At 63.3% G+C, this 15,827-nt stretch carries 15 protein-coding genes; 6 read left to right on the plus strand and 9 right to left on the minus strand.

Annotated elements, in window-relative coordinates:
* Positions 1-5: 5 nt before the first annotated feature.
* From DMX12_RS02100 to DMX12_RS02115, 4 genes are all read right to left on the minus strand, one after another.
* Positions 6-560 carry a DUF2589 domain-containing protein gene (locus tag DMX12_RS02100; RefSeq protein WP_110675971.1) on the minus strand — a complete coding sequence of 185 codons (555 nt, stop codon included), beginning with the start codon at positions 558-560 and terminating at the stop codon, positions 6-8.
* 84 nt (positions 561-644) lie between these two features.
* Positions 645-1,352 carry a DUF2589 domain-containing protein gene (locus DMX12_RS02105; protein ID WP_054913514.1) on the minus strand — a complete coding sequence of 236 codons (708 nt, stop codon included), beginning with the start codon at positions 1,350-1,352 and terminating at the stop codon, positions 645-647.
* A 59-nt stretch (positions 1,353-1,411) separates the two neighbouring features.
* Positions 1,412-1,792 carry a Mor transcription activator family protein gene (locus tag DMX12_RS02110; RefSeq protein WP_029884845.1) on the minus strand — a complete coding sequence of 127 codons (381 nt, stop codon included), beginning with the start codon at positions 1,790-1,792 and terminating at the stop codon, positions 1,412-1,414.
* Between the two features lie 249 nt (positions 1,793-2,041).
* Positions 2,042-2,500, minus strand: a complete 459-nt coding sequence (locus DMX12_RS02115; RefSeq protein WP_110675973.1) for a hypothetical protein — start codon at positions 2,498-2,500, stop codon at positions 2,042-2,044.
* Between the two features lie 151 nt (positions 2,501-2,651).
* Here DMX12_RS02115 and DMX12_RS02120 point away from each other — a divergent pair, with 151 nt between their 5' ends.
* Positions 2,652-2,840 carry a hypothetical protein gene (locus DMX12_RS02120; RefSeq protein WP_003248064.1) on the plus strand — a complete coding sequence of 63 codons (189 nt, stop codon included), beginning with the start codon at positions 2,652-2,654 and terminating at the stop codon, positions 2,838-2,840.
* 36 nt (positions 2,841-2,876) lie between these two features.
* Here DMX12_RS02120 and DMX12_RS02125 read toward each other — a convergent pair whose 3' ends face one another.
* A complete protein-coding gene (locus DMX12_RS02125) occupies positions 2,877-3,251 on the minus strand; it encodes a hypothetical protein (protein ID WP_009682163.1) in 375 nt (124 codons plus the stop codon).
* Positions 3,252-3,447: 196 nt separating this feature from the next.
* Between DMX12_RS02125 and DMX12_RS02130 the strand changes: the two genes are divergently transcribed.
* Positions 3,448-5,757, plus strand: coding sequence for an acylase (locus tag DMX12_RS02130; protein ID WP_110675975.1), 2,310 nt, complete (start codon positions 3,448-3,450; stop codon positions 5,755-5,757).
* A 100-nt stretch (positions 5,758-5,857) separates the two neighbouring features.
* On the opposite strand, the gene DMX12_RS02135 is transcribed toward DMX12_RS02130, so the two are convergent.
* Together DMX12_RS02135 and DMX12_RS02140 are read right to left on the minus strand one after the other, a co-directional pair.
* On the minus strand, positions 5,858-6,580 hold the full coding sequence (locus DMX12_RS02135; protein WP_110675977.1) for a UDP-2,3-diacylglucosamine diphosphatase: 723 nt from the start codon (positions 6,578-6,580) through the stop codon (positions 5,858-5,860).
* Positions 6,577-7,077 carry a peptidylprolyl isomerase gene (locus DMX12_RS02140; RefSeq protein ID WP_110675979.1) on the minus strand — a complete coding sequence of 167 codons (501 nt, stop codon included), beginning with the start codon at positions 7,075-7,077 and terminating at the stop codon, positions 6,577-6,579. The genes DMX12_RS02135 and DMX12_RS02140 overlap by 4 nt, the downstream gene beginning before the upstream one ends.
* Before the next feature lie 248 nt (positions 7,078-7,325).
* Here DMX12_RS02140 and DMX12_RS02145 point away from each other — a divergent pair, with 248 nt between their 5' ends.
* Together DMX12_RS02145 and cysS are read left to right on the plus strand one after the other, a co-directional pair.
* Entirely contained in the window at positions 7,326-9,029 is a 1,704-nt protein-coding gene (locus DMX12_RS02145) for a glutamine--tRNA ligase/YqeY domain fusion protein (RefSeq protein WP_009682158.1), read from the plus strand.
* Between the two features lie 9 nt (positions 9,030-9,038).
* Positions 9,039-10,421: a cysteine--tRNA ligase gene (cysS, locus tag DMX12_RS02150; protein ID WP_110675980.1), complete on the plus strand. Its 1,383-nt coding sequence runs from the start codon at positions 9,039-9,041 to the stop codon at positions 10,419-10,421.
* Between the two features lie 1,132 nt (positions 10,422-11,553).
* On the opposite strand, the gene DMX12_RS02170 is transcribed toward cysS, so the two are convergent.
* On the minus strand, positions 11,554-12,945 hold the full coding sequence (locus tag DMX12_RS02170; RefSeq protein WP_110675982.1) for a HAMP domain-containing sensor histidine kinase: 1,392 nt from the start codon (positions 12,943-12,945) through the stop codon (positions 11,554-11,556).
* On the minus strand, positions 12,923-13,603 hold the full coding sequence (locus DMX12_RS02175) for a response regulator transcription factor (protein ID WP_047149773.1): 681 nt from the start codon (positions 13,601-13,603) through the stop codon (positions 12,923-12,925). The genes DMX12_RS02170 and DMX12_RS02175 overlap by 23 nt, the downstream gene beginning before the upstream one ends.
* A gap of 181 nt (positions 13,604-13,784) precedes the next feature.
* Here DMX12_RS02175 and DMX12_RS02180 point away from each other — a divergent pair, with 181 nt between their 5' ends.
* Positions 13,785-14,678 carry a PA4780 family RIO1-like protein kinase gene (locus DMX12_RS02180; protein WP_110675985.1) on the plus strand — a complete coding sequence of 298 codons (894 nt, stop codon included), beginning with the start codon at positions 13,785-13,787 and terminating at the stop codon, positions 14,676-14,678.
* Positions 14,679-14,852: 174 nt separating this feature from the next.
* Complete coding sequence (hemB, locus tag DMX12_RS02185; RefSeq protein WP_029887703.1) at positions 14,853-15,827, plus strand: porphobilinogen synthase; 975 nt, start codon at positions 14,853-14,855, stop codon at positions 15,825-15,827.

Below are 15,827 nucleotides of genomic sequence, written 5' to 3' on the forward strand. Positions count from 1 at the left end.
CGCCGTCAACGGACGGTGGCCGCGTCGATGAACTCATTGCTGTCGTGTGAGGGTGGCGGGGTGGGGGCGCGTACCGGGGTGATCAGGCTGGTGTACTCCTCGATCAGCCGGTTCAGCGCTTCAGGCGGCTCACTGGCCTGGAACTGCATGCGGATCTGCACTTCGTCAGGGTCTCGGCTGTCGCCTTGGCGACCCTGGCCACCGATGGTGACCTTGAAGCTGGCAGCCTTGTTCTCGCTGGTGGGTAGTAAAGCCGGCTGTGCCTCGGTGCCTTTGACACGCACCGACAGGTCAACCTGCATGCGCTCCAGCGCCAGGCCTTTGGGCGACACCAGGGCGAACAGCGGTACACGCATGATGTGCTGGCCGTCCATGGCCACTTCCACCATCTTGGCTTTCATGGGGGCGCCCAACGCTTCGCTGTCACACTCGAAGAACTGGTCGAACAGGTTGATGTACTGCTGCGCGATCAGGCTGTTGGTGGCACTGGCGGCTTCTTGCAGGCCGCGAGTGATCTCGCGCAGGTCGATTGAAGTCATGGGCGCGGGGGCCTTGTCCATTGCGTGGGTTCCTCAGGCCAGAATGGCCCCTTGTTGCTCATCAAGGGGCCAAGCGGAAGTGAGCGAAAAACATCAAGGTTTGGTTCAACCTTTTTTGTCAGCTTTGTCCGTGGGTTTGTTTGCAGCGCCGGGTGCTTTGTCGTTTTCCACCTTGAGCCCCGGTGTGTCGGCTGCCGGGTTCTTGAGGGTATCGCGCTGCGAGATCTGGTCTGGGCTTTCCAGGGCGGCGTTTTTGACCACCGTAGGTTTGGTCGCAGCGTCGGTGAGGAACTCGATCAAGCGCATGACTGCTTCCGGCGGCTCCTGGCGTTTGAGTGTGGTATTGAATGCATAACGGGCGCGGGTATCGGTCTTGCGGGTTTGCGTGGATTTGTGGCTGACGCTGCCCCTGACGTTGAGCTTGAACGGCCCCCAGCCGAGCGAGCCGCTGGCGGTGGCGTTCATGTCCTTGCTGGTCACGTCCTCCGACATCTGGTTGATGACCAGCTCGAACTCGACATTACCCTCCTCGATGGTAATGTTCGGGTGGGTGATGGCCGCCAGCAGCGGCACCTTCATGGTCTTGCTGACCACACCTTTGTATTCGCCCTGTTCGTCGACGATGGTTTCGTCATAGTCGAACTGGATGGCTACGGCCTTGCCGTTCTGGATGCAGACCTGCATCAGGAAGTCGGCGTACGATTTACTCGCGGTAACCTGCGCCTGGACCATGGCTTGCAGGGGGCCGGCGATCATGCGATCCATGGGCAGGGCATTGATGACCGAGCCAATGAGGCTGTTGTCTATCGACATAGTGGGATGCTCTTTCTAGTGGGTTGGGGCCGCCGAGGGTGCTCTGGGCGGCAGGGGGTTCAGCGGGCGCACGCCTCCTGGCGGCGGATGTTGCCGATTTGGCGCAGGCTCAGGCCGTACTTGTTGGCCAGCAGGCTGCGGGACAGGCCATTGGCGCTTTCTTTCTGGATTTGCTGGTTACGCAGTTGGCGCAGGAAGTGGTCCGCCTTGGGGATCTCCAGGGCTACCCCGGCAAAGCGCTTGATCAGCGCATCGAGCGCTTCGGGCGGGAGTACGTCGGCGAGCTTGGTGCGCTCGCGGTGCTTGGGGATGTATTTGGGCCTGCCGCCGAACGCGCAGGTCAGCTGGTAGGCGTTGTCGATGCCGATGCAGGTGATCAGTGCCTGCAACGAGTGGGGCAATTGGCTGATATCGATCTGGCTCAAGTCTGGCGTTTGCATGTGGCGCTCCTTCGGGATAAGGGATTTGCGACCCGATCACCCGTGGCGTTATGTCGGAGGGTGTGAGCAAATTCTGTGCGACAGCCGAGGCGTGTCGCTAGGCGGCATATGGGTTGGCGGCTGTAGCTTCGGTGAACAGGTTTTGCAGGCAGCAATATCCGCGCATGTAGGAAATGGCGTTGCTGATAGGCTGCATAGGGTGATTTCTCGCTCGCTCACTGCCGTTCTCAACGAAAGGGTGCTGAACCCTTAGTCGCAGGGGAAACTGCTCAGCAAGCTGGCGCTGTGCAGGTAGGCTTGGGGCGCCGTTCGCATGCTTGCAGGCAACGTTCGCCAATCCACCAGCAGGCACAGGGTGTACAGGGGCTGCCCATCGCGCTGGCCGATCACCTGCCCGTCAAAGCTGCGCCGGTACAAGGCCTGGGTCTGGTGTACGGCTTGCACCTGGTCGGCCTGGGCCAAGGTTTCCCGGGCCAGGTGGGGGAGGCGGGTGGTGGGCACGGTGAAGTTCAGCGGCCTGTTGTCCCCGCCCAGGTAGCCGGCCTGGCGTACCCGTTGCCACAGTTGCTGCCACTGGCTGGTGCCGGCGTGGGTCGCGAGCTCGCGGCCCAGCTCCAGCAGGTGCTCGGCGGGTACCTGCTGGGTATCCAGGGCGTGAACGTAGACGGGGGAGAAAAACAGCGAAGTGAGGAGCAAGGGTTTGTACACGGTGCCTCCGGCATGGGTGCTTGGAGGTTTCATGCTTTCAGGCTGTCACCGCCTGACCCAGCAGGAAATGCAGCGCCGGGGCCGGTGCCCGTTGTATCATTGCCGCGGCTCATTGCGAGCCATTTGCCCCTGATGTTGCAAGGAACCTTCGATGACACACGTGCAGCGCCTCAAATATTCACTTCTGATCATACTGGTCGTACTGGGCCTGATGCTGGGCCTGTCCCACCTGCAGAAGCAGGGCACTATCAGTGAACAGACGTTCCAGATGCTGGCCATCGCCATTGCCGTGGTGGTGGTGGTGATCAATGGCATCCTGCGGCGCAAGGTCAAGCCTTGACCTGCGCGGGCCGGCCAAGCCTGGCCGGCCAGGCGCTCAGCGCGCGGGCGCTTGTTCCAGTATGGCGCGCGCCTGCGGGGCAAGGCTGTAGCACTTGTCGCTGCCCAGCTGGATCACCCCCTCGCTGCACAGGCGCTTGAGCACTTCGCGCACGCTGAGGAACGACAGCGGAATATCCAGTTGCTCCAGTTGCGCGTGCACGCCACGCACGCCAATGCTGCGGCCATTGCGGTCGGCGGCGTGCAGAGCGTCGATCACCTTCAGGCGGATCAAGCTGGTGCGCAGGCCGAAGGTGCGCAGCAATTCGCGGATCTGCTCGTTGCCGGTGCGCTCGTCAGCAAATGCGTCCTGTCCCTTGGGCGCCTTGCCTGGGGCGCGCCCAGCCAGTAATGAGGGTTGCGGGTTGTACATGTGAATGCTCCTTTTCGTGGACGAACCCGAAATGTGGTTGCCTCACTTACTAGGACGAATGAGATCGCAAAAACTGCAACGCACGCGTTAAAAAAATGGCTGTTTTTCATCAAGACGTTCCATCGCCCTGTAAAACGTAAAATTTTCATCTGGCCATTCGTCTGAACGGGATAACCCGCGAACCCGAGGAATGCCCGTGTTTTCACTGTCCCGTCCCATGACCTGCGCCAGCCTGGCGGCCGCCCTGGTGGCCTGGAGTGCCACTGCGCCGGCGCAACCTGCAGCAGCCGACGCCAGCGCCCAGATCCGCCGCACCAGCTTCGGCGTGCCGCACATCGTGGCCAGGGACGAGCGCGGCCTGGGCTACGGTGTCGGCTATGCCTACGCCCAGGACAACCTGTGCCTGCTGGCCAACGAAGTGTTGACCGTCAATGGCGAGCGCTCCCGGTACTTCGGCGCCACGGGCAAGACCTTGGAGCAACGCGACAACCTCAGCAGCGACCTGTTCTTCACCTGGCTCAACAGCCCGGCCGCTGTCGACGCGTTTCTCCAGGCGCAGCCGGCGCCGGTACAGGCACTGCTGGCCGGTTATGCCAGTGGCTATAACCGCGCGCTGGCCGAGCGCCGCCGCCAGGGCTTGCCTGCCGAGTGCGGAACGGGTGAGTGGGTGCGGCCGATCAGCAGCCAGGACCTGGTCAAGCTGACCCGCCGCTTGCTGGCCGAAGGCGGGGTTGGGCAGTTCATGGAGGCACTGGCGGGGGCGCAACCGCCAGGGGCCGGCAGCCAGCTCGCGGCCGCTGGCTATGCCACCGCCCTGGCCCGGCAGGCGCGGTTTGCCACGGAGCGTGGCAGCAATGCCGTGGCGGTGGGTGCCCAGCGCTCGGCCAATGGCCATGGCCTGTTGCTGGCCAACCCGCATTTCCCGTGGATGGGTGGTATGCGCTTCTACCAGATGCACTTGACCATCCCCGGCCAGCTGAATGTCATGGGCGCGGCGCTGCCAGGCCTGCCGCTGATCAATATCGGTTTCAACCAGCACCTGGCGTGGACCCATACCGTCGATACCTCCACGCACTTCACCCTGTATCGCCTGCAGCTCGATCCCAAGGACCCGACCCGTTACCTGCTCGACGGCAAGTCATTGCCGCTGGCCCGGCAAACCGTCAGCGTGGCAGTCAAAGGTGAGGATGGGCAACTGAGCCAGGTACAGCGTGAGGTGTACAGCTCGCAGTTCGGTCCGGTGGTGCAATGGCCTGGCCGCCTGGACTGGGACACGCATGCGGCCTACAGCCTGCGTGACGCCAACCTGGACAATACCCGCGTGCTGCAGCAGTGGAACCAGATCAACCGCGCTGAAAGCCTGGCGGCCCTGCGCGGCTCGGTCGAGCAATTGCAGGGTATCCCGTGGGTCAACACCATTGCGGTGGACCAGGCGGGCAGGGCCTTGTACCTGAACCAGTCAGTGGTGCCTTATGTGGACCAGCAGATGCTCGACACTTGCAGCAACCCGCAAGCGCCGGGCAGCCTGGTGGTGTTGGACGGCTCACGCAGCGCCTGCCAGTGGAAGGTCGATGCCCAGGCGGCGCAACCGGGTATTTTCCCGGCAAGGCTGCTGCCAAGCCTTGAGCGCGAGGATTACGTGCAAAACTCCAACGACCCGGCCTGGCTGGCCAACCCGGCGCAGCCCCTGACCGGGTTTTCGCCGCTGGTCAGCCGCAGTGACCAGCCGCTGGGCATGCGCGGCCGCTTTGCCCTGCAGCGTTTGCAGGGCAAAGCGCGGTTGGGTGTCGATGACCTGCAGCGCATGGTCACCGACGACGAAGTCTACCTGGCCAGCCTGGTGCTGCCCGACTTGCTGCAATGGTGCCAGGGCGCCAGTGCAGACGTGCAGGCCCTATGCACCAGCCTGGCGAACTGGGATGGCAAGGCCGACCTCGAGAGCGGCGTGGGCCTGGTGCATTTCCACAACCTGCTCACCGCCTTGGCTGAGCACCCGGACAGCTGGCGGGTTGCGTTCGACCCGACCGATCCGCAACACACTCCGCGCGGGCTGGCCGTGGAGCAGGCGGCCGTGCGCAAACAGTTGCACGAGGCGGCACTGGCCTCACTGCAGCAGGTGGCCGGGAGCGGTATGGCGCCACAGGTGAAGTGGGGGCAGGTGCAGCAGGCACTCGATGGCACGCCGGTGCCGGGCGGCCCGCAGGCCTTGGGCGTGTACAACGCGATGTACAGTGTGCCGCACGGGCAGGGCAAGCGCCTGGTGGTCAGTGGTACCAGTTATCTGCAATTGGTCAGTTTCACCGACAAGGGGCCAGAGGCCCGCGGGTTACTGGCGTTTTCGCAGTCCAGCGAGGCGGCATCGGCACACGCCAGCGATCAGACCAAGGCCTTCGCGGCCAAGCAGCTGGCGGTAATTCCCTTTACCGAGGCGCAGATCAAGGCTGACCCGCAGTACCGCGAAGTGGTGATCAGTGAAGCCGACAAGGGCGCAGTGGCACAGCACTAAGGCAGTTTGGCTCGATTGCCGGCGAGCCAGCGCCCACAAGCTCCCCACCGTATTGAAGGCCTGGTGGGAATTGGGGGCCGGCTCGCCGGCGACGTTGCCTTCAGGAAAAGTCGAACGGCGCCAGCTGAAACCCTTGCTCGTCAACCTGCAAGGCCCAGCCCCGGCGGTCCCAGTCGCCCAGCACGATGCGCCGGGCCGGTTGGCCGTCCACGACCAGCTTGTGAATCGCTGGCCGATGGGTATGGCCATGCACCAGGGTACGCACGCCATGCGCCGCCATTACCTTGGGCACTTCCTCTGGCGTGACGTCGACGATTTCAGTGGATTTCATCCGCCCCTGGGTGCGGCTTTCGCTGCGCAGCTTGCGTGCCAGTCTGTAGCGAGCCGACAGCGGCAGGTGGCGCAGAAACCACAGGCTCAGCGGGTTGCGCAGCAGGCGGCGCATTTTCATGTAGCCCACGTCGCGGGTGCACAAGGTGTCGCCGTGCATCAGCAATACCTGCTCACCGCCCAGCTCGATCACGCAGGGGTCGTCGAGCAACGTGCAGCCGGCCGCCTCGCAGAAGCGCTGGCCAAGCAGGAAGTCACGGTTGCCATGCATCAGGTAGATGGCCGTGCCGCTGTCGCCCAGCTGCCGCAGGGCACGGCAGATCGACTGCTGGAACGGCGTCATGGCATCGTCGCCTATCCAGGCCTCGAAGAAATCGCCAAGAATGTACAGCGCCTGGGCGTGGCGCGCGCGGCCATCGAGCAGATCAAGAAACGCCCGGGTAATGTCCGGGCGTTCTTCTTGCAGGTGCAGATCAGAGATCAGCAGAATCACTCAATGATCTCGGCTTTCTCGATGACCACGTCGTCTTTCGGCACGTCCTGGTGGCCGGCTTTGGAACCGGTGGCGACTTTCTCGATGGCATCGACCACTTCACGGCCTTCGATCACTTCACCGAACACCGCGTAGCCCCAGCCCTGCACGTTCTTGCCGCTGTGGTTGAGGAAGTCGTTGTCGGCAGCGTTGATGAAGAACTGGGCCGAGGCAGAGTGCGGCTCCATGGTACGGGCCATGGCGATGCTGTACTTGGTGTTCTTCAGGCCGTTGTCAGCTTCGTTCTGGATGCTGGCGCGGGTTTTCTTCTGGGTCATGCCAGGCTCGAAGCCGCCGCCCTGGATCATGAAACCTTTGATTACACGGTGGAACACGGTGTTGTCGAAATGGCCGTCTTTGACGTATTGAACGAAGTTCTCAACAGTTTGCGGAGCTTTTTCGGCGTTCAGTTGCAGGACGATATCGCCGTGGTTGGTGCTCAGTTTGACTTTGGACATGCTGAAATTCGCTCTTTCAAGGCATACGGGAATGAGGGCGCGCAGGGCGCGTGCTTACACCTGACGCAGACTCGGGCGCTCGCGACACATGGTGCGCACCGGCCATTTTGCCACGCCGCGGCAAAAAGCCGTGATAAATCACGCCAGTTTATCCGGGCCCGACTGTCGGCAGCTTGACTGCTTCGGCTATGATAGGCCCTTTGATTCAATCGGCCTACCCAGGCCGGACACGTGCATTCAAGGATCCTATGAGCAAGCCCACTGCCGACAACGCGCCCAACGCCGCTGCCAAAGGCGCCCCCGCTGTCCCTGCGAACTTCCTGCGGCCGATCATCCAGGCCGACCTGGATTCGGGCAAGCACAGCAGCATCGTCACCCGCTTCCCGCCGGAGCCCAATGGCTACCTGCACATTGGTCACGCCAAGTCGATCTGCGTCAACTTTGGCCTGGCCAAGGAATTCGGTGGCGCCTGTCACTTGCGTTTCGACGACACCAACCCGGCCAAGGAAGACCAGGAGTACATCGACGCCATCCAGCGCGACGTGAAATGGCTGGGTTTCGACTGGGCCGGTGATGTGCGGTATGCCTCCGACTACTTCGACCAGTTGCACGACTGGGCGGTCGAGCTGATCAAGCGCGGCAAGGCCTATGTCTGCGACCTCACCCCCGAGCAGGCCAAGGAATACCGCGGCAACCTCAAGGAACCAGGCAAGAACAGCCCGTTCCGCGACCGCAGCGTGGAAGAAAACCTCGACCTGTTCGCCCGTATGAAAGCCGGTGAATTCCAGGACGGTGAGCGCGTGCTGCGGGCCAAGATCGACATGGCCTCGCCGAACATGAACCTGCGCGACCCGATCCTGTACCGCATCCGCCATGCCCACCATCACCAGACCGGTGACAAGTGGTGCATCTACCCCAACTACGACTTCACCCATGGCCAGTCGGACGCCATCGAGGGCATCACCCACTCGATCTGCACCCTGGAGTTCGAAGGCCACCGCCCGCTGTACGACTGGTTCCTCGATAACCTGCCCGTGCCGGCACACCCGCGCCAGTACGAGTTCAGCCGGCTGAACCTCAACTACACCATCACCTCCAAGCGCAAGCTCAAGCAGTTGGTGGACGAAAAGCACGTCGACGCCTGGGACGATCCGCGCATGTCGACCTTGTCCGGCTTCCGCCGCCGTGGCTACACCCCGGCCTCGATCCGCAACTTCTGCGAAATGATCGGCACCAACCGGTCCGACGGCGTGGTCGACATGTCGATGCTCGAGTTCAGCATCCGTGACGACCTGGACCGCACCGCACCGCGTGCCATGTGCGTGCTGCGCCCGCTGAAGGTGGTCATTACCAACTACCCGCAGGGCCAGGTCGAGCAACTGGAGCTGCCACGCCACCCGAAGGAAGACATGGGCGTGCGTGTGCTGCCGTTCTCCCGCGAGCTGTACATCGACCGCGACGACTTCATGGAAACCCCGCCCAAGGGCTACAAGCGCCTCGAGCCAGCCGGTGAGGTGCGCCTGCGGGGCAGCTACGTGATCCGTGCCGACGAAGCCATCAAGGACGCCGACGGCAACATCGTCGAGCTGCATTGCTCGTACGACCCGGACACCCTGGGCAAGAACCCGGAAGGCCGCAAGGTCAAAGGCGTGATCCACTGGGTGCCGGCCGAAGGCAGCGTCGAGTGCGAAGTGCGCCTGTACGATCGCCTGTTCCGCTCGGCCAACCCGGAAAAGACCGAAGAGGGCGGCAGCTTCCTCGACAACATCAACCCCGACTCGCTGCAAGTGCTCAGCGGTTGCCGTGCCGAGCCGTCGTTGGCCCAGGCGCAGCCCGAGGACCGCTTCCAGTTCGAGCGCGAAGGCTACTTCTGCGCCGACCTGAAAGACAGCCAGCCGGGCCGCCCGGTGTTCAACCGCACCGTCACCCTGCGTGACTCCTGGGGCAGCTGAGGAACCGCCGTGCTAACCATCTACAACACCCTGACCAAAGCCAAGGAAACCTTCAAGCCGCTGGATGGCAACAAGGTGCGCATGTACGTTTGCGGCATGACCGTGTACGACTACTGCCACCTGGGCCACGGCCGCAGCATGGTGGCGTTCGACCTGGTCACCCGCTGGCTGCGCAAGAGCGGTTACGAACTGACCTACGTGCGCAATATCACCGACATCGATGACAAGATCATCAACCGGGCCAACGAGAACGGCGAAAGCTTCGACGCCCTCACGGCGCGCATGATCGACGCGATGCACGAAGACGAGCGCCGCCTGAACATCCTGCCGCCAGACCAGGAACCGCGTGCCACCGACCATATCGCCGGCATGCACGCGATGATCCAGACCCTGATCGACAAGGGGTATGCCTACGCGCCGGGCAATGGCGACGTGTACTACCGCGTCGGCAAGTTCGTGGGCTACGGCAAGCTGTCGCGCAAGAAGATCGAAGACCTGCGCATCGGCGCCCGCATCGAGGTCGACGAGGCCAAGCAAGACCCGCTCGATTTCGTGCTGTGGAAGGGCGTCAAGCCGGGCGAGCCAAGCTGGGAGTCGCCATGGGGCCCGGGCCGTCCGGGCTGGCACATCGAGTGCTCGGTGATGTCCACCTGCTGCCTGGGTGAGAGCTTCGACATTCATGGTGGCGGCAGCGACCTGGAGTTCCCGCACCACGAGAACGAGATTGCCCAGAGCGAGGCGGCCACCGGCAAGCAGTACGCCAACGCCTGGATGCACTGCGGCATGATCCGTATCAATGGCGAGAAGATGTCGAAGTCGTTGAACAACTTCTTCACCATCCGTGATGTGCTCGAGAAGTACCACCCGGAGGTGGTTCGCTACCTGCTGGTGGCCAGCCACTACCGCAGTGCCATCAACTACTCGGAAGACAGCCTGCGCGACGCCAAGGGCGCCCTGGAGCGCTTCTACCATGCCTTGCGCGGCCTGCCGCGCGTGGCGGCCACGGGCGGCGAGGCCTTTGTCGAGCGCTTCAGCGTGGCGATGAATGACGACTTTGGCACCCCCGAGGCCTGCGCTGTGCTGTTCGACCTGGTGCGTGAGATCAACCGCCTGCGCGACAGTGATGTAGACGCTGCTGCCGGCCTGGCCGGTCGCCTGCGGGAGCTGGGTGATGTGCTGGGTGTGCTGCAGCTGGACGCCGATGACTTCCTGCGTGCGGGCGCCGAAGGCAAGGTCGATGCGGCCGAGGTCGAGGGCTTGATCCAGGCGCGCCTGCAGGCGCGGGCAGACAAGAACTGGGCCGAGTCCGACCGCATTCGCGACCAGCTGACCGCCATGGGCGTCGTGTTGGAAGACAGCAAGGGTGCCACTACCTGGCGCCTGGCTGACTGATCGATGCAATGGGGGCCGCTTTGCGGCCCATCGCGACACAAGGCCGCAATGCAGGACTCGAAGACTACACGGTTCTTGTGGGAGCGGGCGTGCCCGCGAACACCGGCGCAGCCGGTGCCAGGCACCGCGTCGCCTGCTTCGCGGGCATGCCCGCTCCCACAATGAATCTCGCAGGCTTTTCAAATTTTGAGAATGAATCTCGCAGGCTTTTCAAATTTTGAGAAAGACAGTTGCTCCTGCAAGTACGGCGGCAACTCCAAGCCAGCGCAGACCCCCTGTGGGAGCGGGCGTGCCCGCGAACACCGGCAAAGCCGGTGCCAGACACCGCGTCGCCTGCTTCGCGGGCTTGTCCGCTCCCACAGGTGAATCGCGCAGGCTTTTCAAATTTTTGAGAAAGACAGTTGCTTCTGCAGGTACGGCGGCAACTCCAAGCCAGCGCAGACCCCCTGTGAGCGGGCGTGCCCGCGAACACCGGCAAAGCCGGTGCCAGACACCGCGTCGCCTGCTTCGCGGGCTTGCCCGCTCCCACAGGTGAATCGCGCAGGCTTTTCAAATTTTGAGAAAGACAGTTGCTCCTGCAGGTACGGCGGCAACTCCAAGCCAGCGCAGACCCCCTGTGGGAGCGGGCGTGCCCGCGAACACCGGCAAAGCCGGTGCCAGATACCGCGTCGCCTGCTTCGCGAGCTTGCCCGCTCCCACAAGGTGAATCGCGCAGGCTTTTCAAATTTTGAGAAAGACAGTTGCTCCTGCAAGTACGGCGGCAACTCCAAGCCAGCGCAGACCCCCTGTGGGAGCGGGCATGCCCGCGAACACCGGCGCAGCCGGTGCCAGATTCCGCGTCGACTGCTTCGCGGGCTTGCCCGCTCCCACAGGTGAATCGCGCAGGCTTTTCAAATTTTGAGAAAGACAGTTGCTCCTGCAAGTACGGCGGCAACTCCAAGCCAGCGCAGGCCCTGTAGGAGCGGGCTTGCCCGCGAACACCGGCGCAGCCGGTGCCAGACACCGCGTCGCCTGCTTCGCGGGCAAGCCCGCTCCCGCAATGAATCGCGCAGGCTTTTCAAATTTTTGAGAAAGACAGTTGCTCTTACAGCGCGGCCTTGTGTCGCGATGGGCTGCAAAGCAGCCCCGATGGTTATTTGGCCAGCCCGGCCAATGGGCAATGCAGTACCAGCTTGGCCCCACCCAAAGGGCTCTCGCCAATTTCCAGGCCGAACCCATGCAGGTCGACGATCGCCGCAACGATTGATAGCCCCAGGCCGAACCCGGCGTGGCGGTGGCCTTCATCACTGCGGTAGAACCGCTTCAGTACCGCCGTGCGTTCTTCTGCCGGAATACCCGGCCCGCTGTCTTCGATGGCCACGTGGACGCCGGTATCGTCCTGGGTGGCGGCCACGCGCACCTGCCCACCTTCCGGGGTGAACTTGATCGCGTTACCTACCAGGTTGGCCAGCGCCTCGAACAACAGCTCGCGGTCGCCGTGCAACGCCGGCAAACGCCCCGGCTGGTGCAGCTCCAGGTGAATGCCGCCATCTTCGGCCAACGGCAGGTAGAAGTCGTGCAGCTCTACCAGCAAATCATGCGGGTCAAGCTGCACGAAGCCGGCACGGCGTTGGCGGTCTTCCAGTTCGCTGATGCGCAACAACCCACGAAAACGCGCCATGAGGGTGTCGGTTTCGCCGATGGCCTGGTCCAGTGCCTCGGCTTGCGCGGAATCGTTGTCGCTTTGCTGGCGTATGCGGTACAGCTGGGCGCGCAGGCGGGTCAGTGGGGTGCGCAGGTCGTGGGCAATGTTGTCGCACACGCCCTTGACCTCGTGCATCAGCCGCTCGATGCGGTCAAGCATGGCATTGACGATGGCGGCCAGCATGTCCAGTTCGTCGCGCCGGGCCGACAGCGGTAGGCGGTGCGTGAGGTCGCCGGCGACAATCAGCTCGGCCTGGGCCTGAATGGCCCGGATGCGTTTCAGGGGGCGGCGGCGCAGCAGGTACCAGCCGGCGAACCCGGGGATCAGGGTGAACGAGATACCCCAGAGCAAGGCATCGAGAATGATCCGTGTGACGACGAACAATGAGCCGTTATCGCGGAACAGCACCAGCCAGCGCCCATCCTGCACCTTGATGGCCACTGCATCGCAGCTGTCGCGGGGCATGCGCGGATCATCGGCGTCCAGGCAGCGCTTCAGCTCATGGATCTTGCCGTCCAGCCGCAGCCCAGGGGGCAGGGCACGAACACTGCCGCCCAGCGGGTTGAGTTGTGCATCGAACAGGCCATAGGCATCGAAGCTGCGTTCCTCGAAAGCCTGGCTGGCGATCAGGGCGTCGTCCAGCTGCTTGCCGCTCATGTGCGCGAACAGGTGCTGACGCTGCAGCATGGAATGGCGGGTGAGCTTGTTCAGGTAGCTGGAAACCTCGAAGTACAGCACCCCCATGAGGATGCTGCTCCAGGCCACGAACAGAAAACTGTACAGTGCCAGCAGCCGGCTGGTGGACGAACTCCAGCCTTTAGACGGGTTCAGCAATGGCATAGCCGGAGCCCCGCACCGTACGGATCAGCGGCGACTGGCCGGGTGAGTCGATTTTCTTGCGCAGGCGGCCGATATGCACGTCGATCAGGTTGGTACCCGGGTCGAAGTGGTAACCCCACACTTCCTCGAAAATCATCATCCGCGTAATGACCTGGCCGCTGTGGCGCATCAGGTACTCCAGCAGTTTGTACTCGGTGGGCAGCAGGTTGAGGGTGTTGTCGCCGCGGCGCGCTTCGTGGCTGATCAGGTCCAGTTGCAGGTCGGCGACCTGCAGGCGGGTCTGGGTCATCGGCACGCTGTTGCGGCGCAGCAGCACCTCGACCCGGGCGGCCATTTCGTCGGAGGCGAACGGCTTGGTCAGGTAGTCGTCACCGCCGGCGCGCAGGCCGCGCACCCGCTCATCGACGTCGGAGAGGGCGCTGATCATCAGGATCGGCGTGGCGATCTTGAGGTTGCGCAGGGTCGTGACGATGGTCAGGCCATCGACCTCGGGCAGCATGCGGTCCAGGGTGATCAGGTCGTAACCGCCGGCAATGGCCTTGGCCAGGCCTTCACGACCATTGTCGGCCCACTCCACCTCAAGGCCATGGCTGGTAAGTTCGGCGACGATTTCCTGGCCGGTGACGGCGTCGTCTTCGATGGTCAGTACGCGAGGCATGCTGGTTCCTGGGCATCTAATGGAGACTCGATTGTGCCAAAGAATAGACAACCGGCGATTTAAGAAAAATTCATCTTGCCACAACCCACCTGGGTTCACCCATTGCGAAGACAGACGAGCATGTCGCAGCAGGCTGTGAGAGGATGTCCGTCAACACAGCCAGGACCCCGAACGCAGCCTGATGAAGACACCCAAAAGAATCGAACCCCTGATCGAAGACGGCCTCGTCGACGAAGTACTGCGGCCGTTGATGAGTGGCAAGGAAGCCGCCGTGTACGTGGTGCGTTGCGGTAGCCAGGTGCGCTGCGCCAAGGTCTATAAAGAAGCCAACAAGCGCAGTTTCCGCCAGGCCGCCGAATACCAGGAAGGCCGCAAGGTGCGCAATAGCCGCCAGGCCCGGGCCATGGCCAAGGGCAGCAAGTACGGCCGCAAAGAGGCCGAGGACGCCTGGCAGAACGCCGAAGTGGCGGCACTGTTCCGCCTGGCCGGCGCCGGGGTCCGGGTGCCCAAGCCCTATGACTTCCAGGACGGCGTGTTGCTGATGGAGCTGGTGACCGACGCCGATGGCGATGCCGCCCCCCGGCTCAACGACGTGCACCTGGAGGCCGAGGAGGCGCGGGTGTTCCATGCCTTCGTCATTCGCCAGATCGTGCTGATGCTGTGTGCCGGGCTGGTCCATGGCGACCTGTCCGAATTCAATGTGCTGCTCGGCCCGGACGGGCCGGTGATCATCGACCTGCCGCAGGCAGTGGACGCCGCCGCCAACAACCACGCATTCAGCATGCTGCAGCGTGACGTGGACAACATGGCCCACTACTTCGGGCGCTTTGCCCCAGAGCTGAAGAGCACGCGCTATGCCCAGGAAATGTGGGCGTTGTACGAGGCTGGCAAGTTGCTGCCTGATACCGTGTTGACCGGGGTATTCCAGGACGACGAGCATGAGGCCGACGTTGGCGGGGTGATGCGGGAAATCGACGCCGCCCGCTTGGACGAGGCCCGGCGCCGGGCAGCGCGTGCCGAGGCGGATAACGGCCCGGCCAAGGCCGAGGAGCCGACACCGCCCTGGCTGCAATGATGTGCTGCCGGTGCAGCCCGCTTCGCAGGTTCCCCCCCGAAGCGGGCAACACCGGCTCAGCCAGTGCCCTGCGCGGCCATTACCTTTGATGCAGGACAATATCTCGTCATCCGGCCTTTTCACTGGCCCCTGACAGGCATAAGGTATACGCCGTTCAAATTCCCTGGAGCAGTCATGTCCAACCAATTCCCCTCCGTTCGTCCTCGCCGCCTGCGCCAGAACGAGTCCCTGCGCACCGTATTCCAGGAAACCGAATTCCGCCTTGAAGACCTGATCCTGCCGATCTTCGTGGAAGAAGGCATCGACGACTTCGTGCCCATCAGCAGCATGCCCGGCGTGAACCGCATCCCTGAGAAGCGGCTGGCCCAGGAAATCGAGCGCTATGCCCGCGCCGGTATCAAATCGGTGATGACCTTCGGTGTGTCTCACCACCTGGATGCGGTTGGCAGCGACACCTGGAACGAAAACGGCCTGGTGGCGCGCATGTCGCGTATCTGCAAGGACACCGTGCCGGAAATGGTGGTGATGTCCGATACCTGTTTCTGCGAATACACCAGCCACGGGCACTGCGGCGTGCTGCATGACCACGGCGTGGACAACGACGCCACCTTGGTCAACCTGGGCAAGCAGGCGGTGATCGCCGCCGCTGCCGGTGCCGACTTCATCGCACCTTCGGCGGCGATGGACGGCCAGGTCCAGGCCATTCGTAGCGCGCTGGACGGTGCAGGCTTCCACGACACTGCGATCATGGCCTATTCGACCAAGTTCGCCTCGTCGCTGTACGGCCCGTTCCGCGAAGCAGGCGGCACTGCGCTCAAAGGTGACCGCAAGAGCTACCAGATGAACCCGATGAACCGCCGCGAGGCCGTGCGTGAATCGCTGCTTGACGAGCAGGAAGGTGCAGACGTGCTGATGGTCAAGCCGGCCGGTGCCTACCTTGACGTGATCGCCGACATTCGTGCGGCCTCGCGCCTGCCGCTGGCGGCGTACCAGGTCAGCGGTGAGTACGCGATGATCAAGTTCGGTGGCCTTGCCGGTGCCATCGACGAAGGCCGCGTGGTGCGCGAAAGCATTGGCGCTATCAAGCGCGCCGGTGCCGACCTGATCCTGACCTACTTCGCCATGGACCTGGCCCGCGAAGGCATTTGA

The organism is Pseudomonas sp. MB-090624 (genome assembly GCF_003205245.1).
Lineage (GTDB): Bacteria > Pseudomonadota > Gammaproteobacteria > Pseudomonadales > Pseudomonadaceae > Aquipseudomonas > Aquipseudomonas juntendi.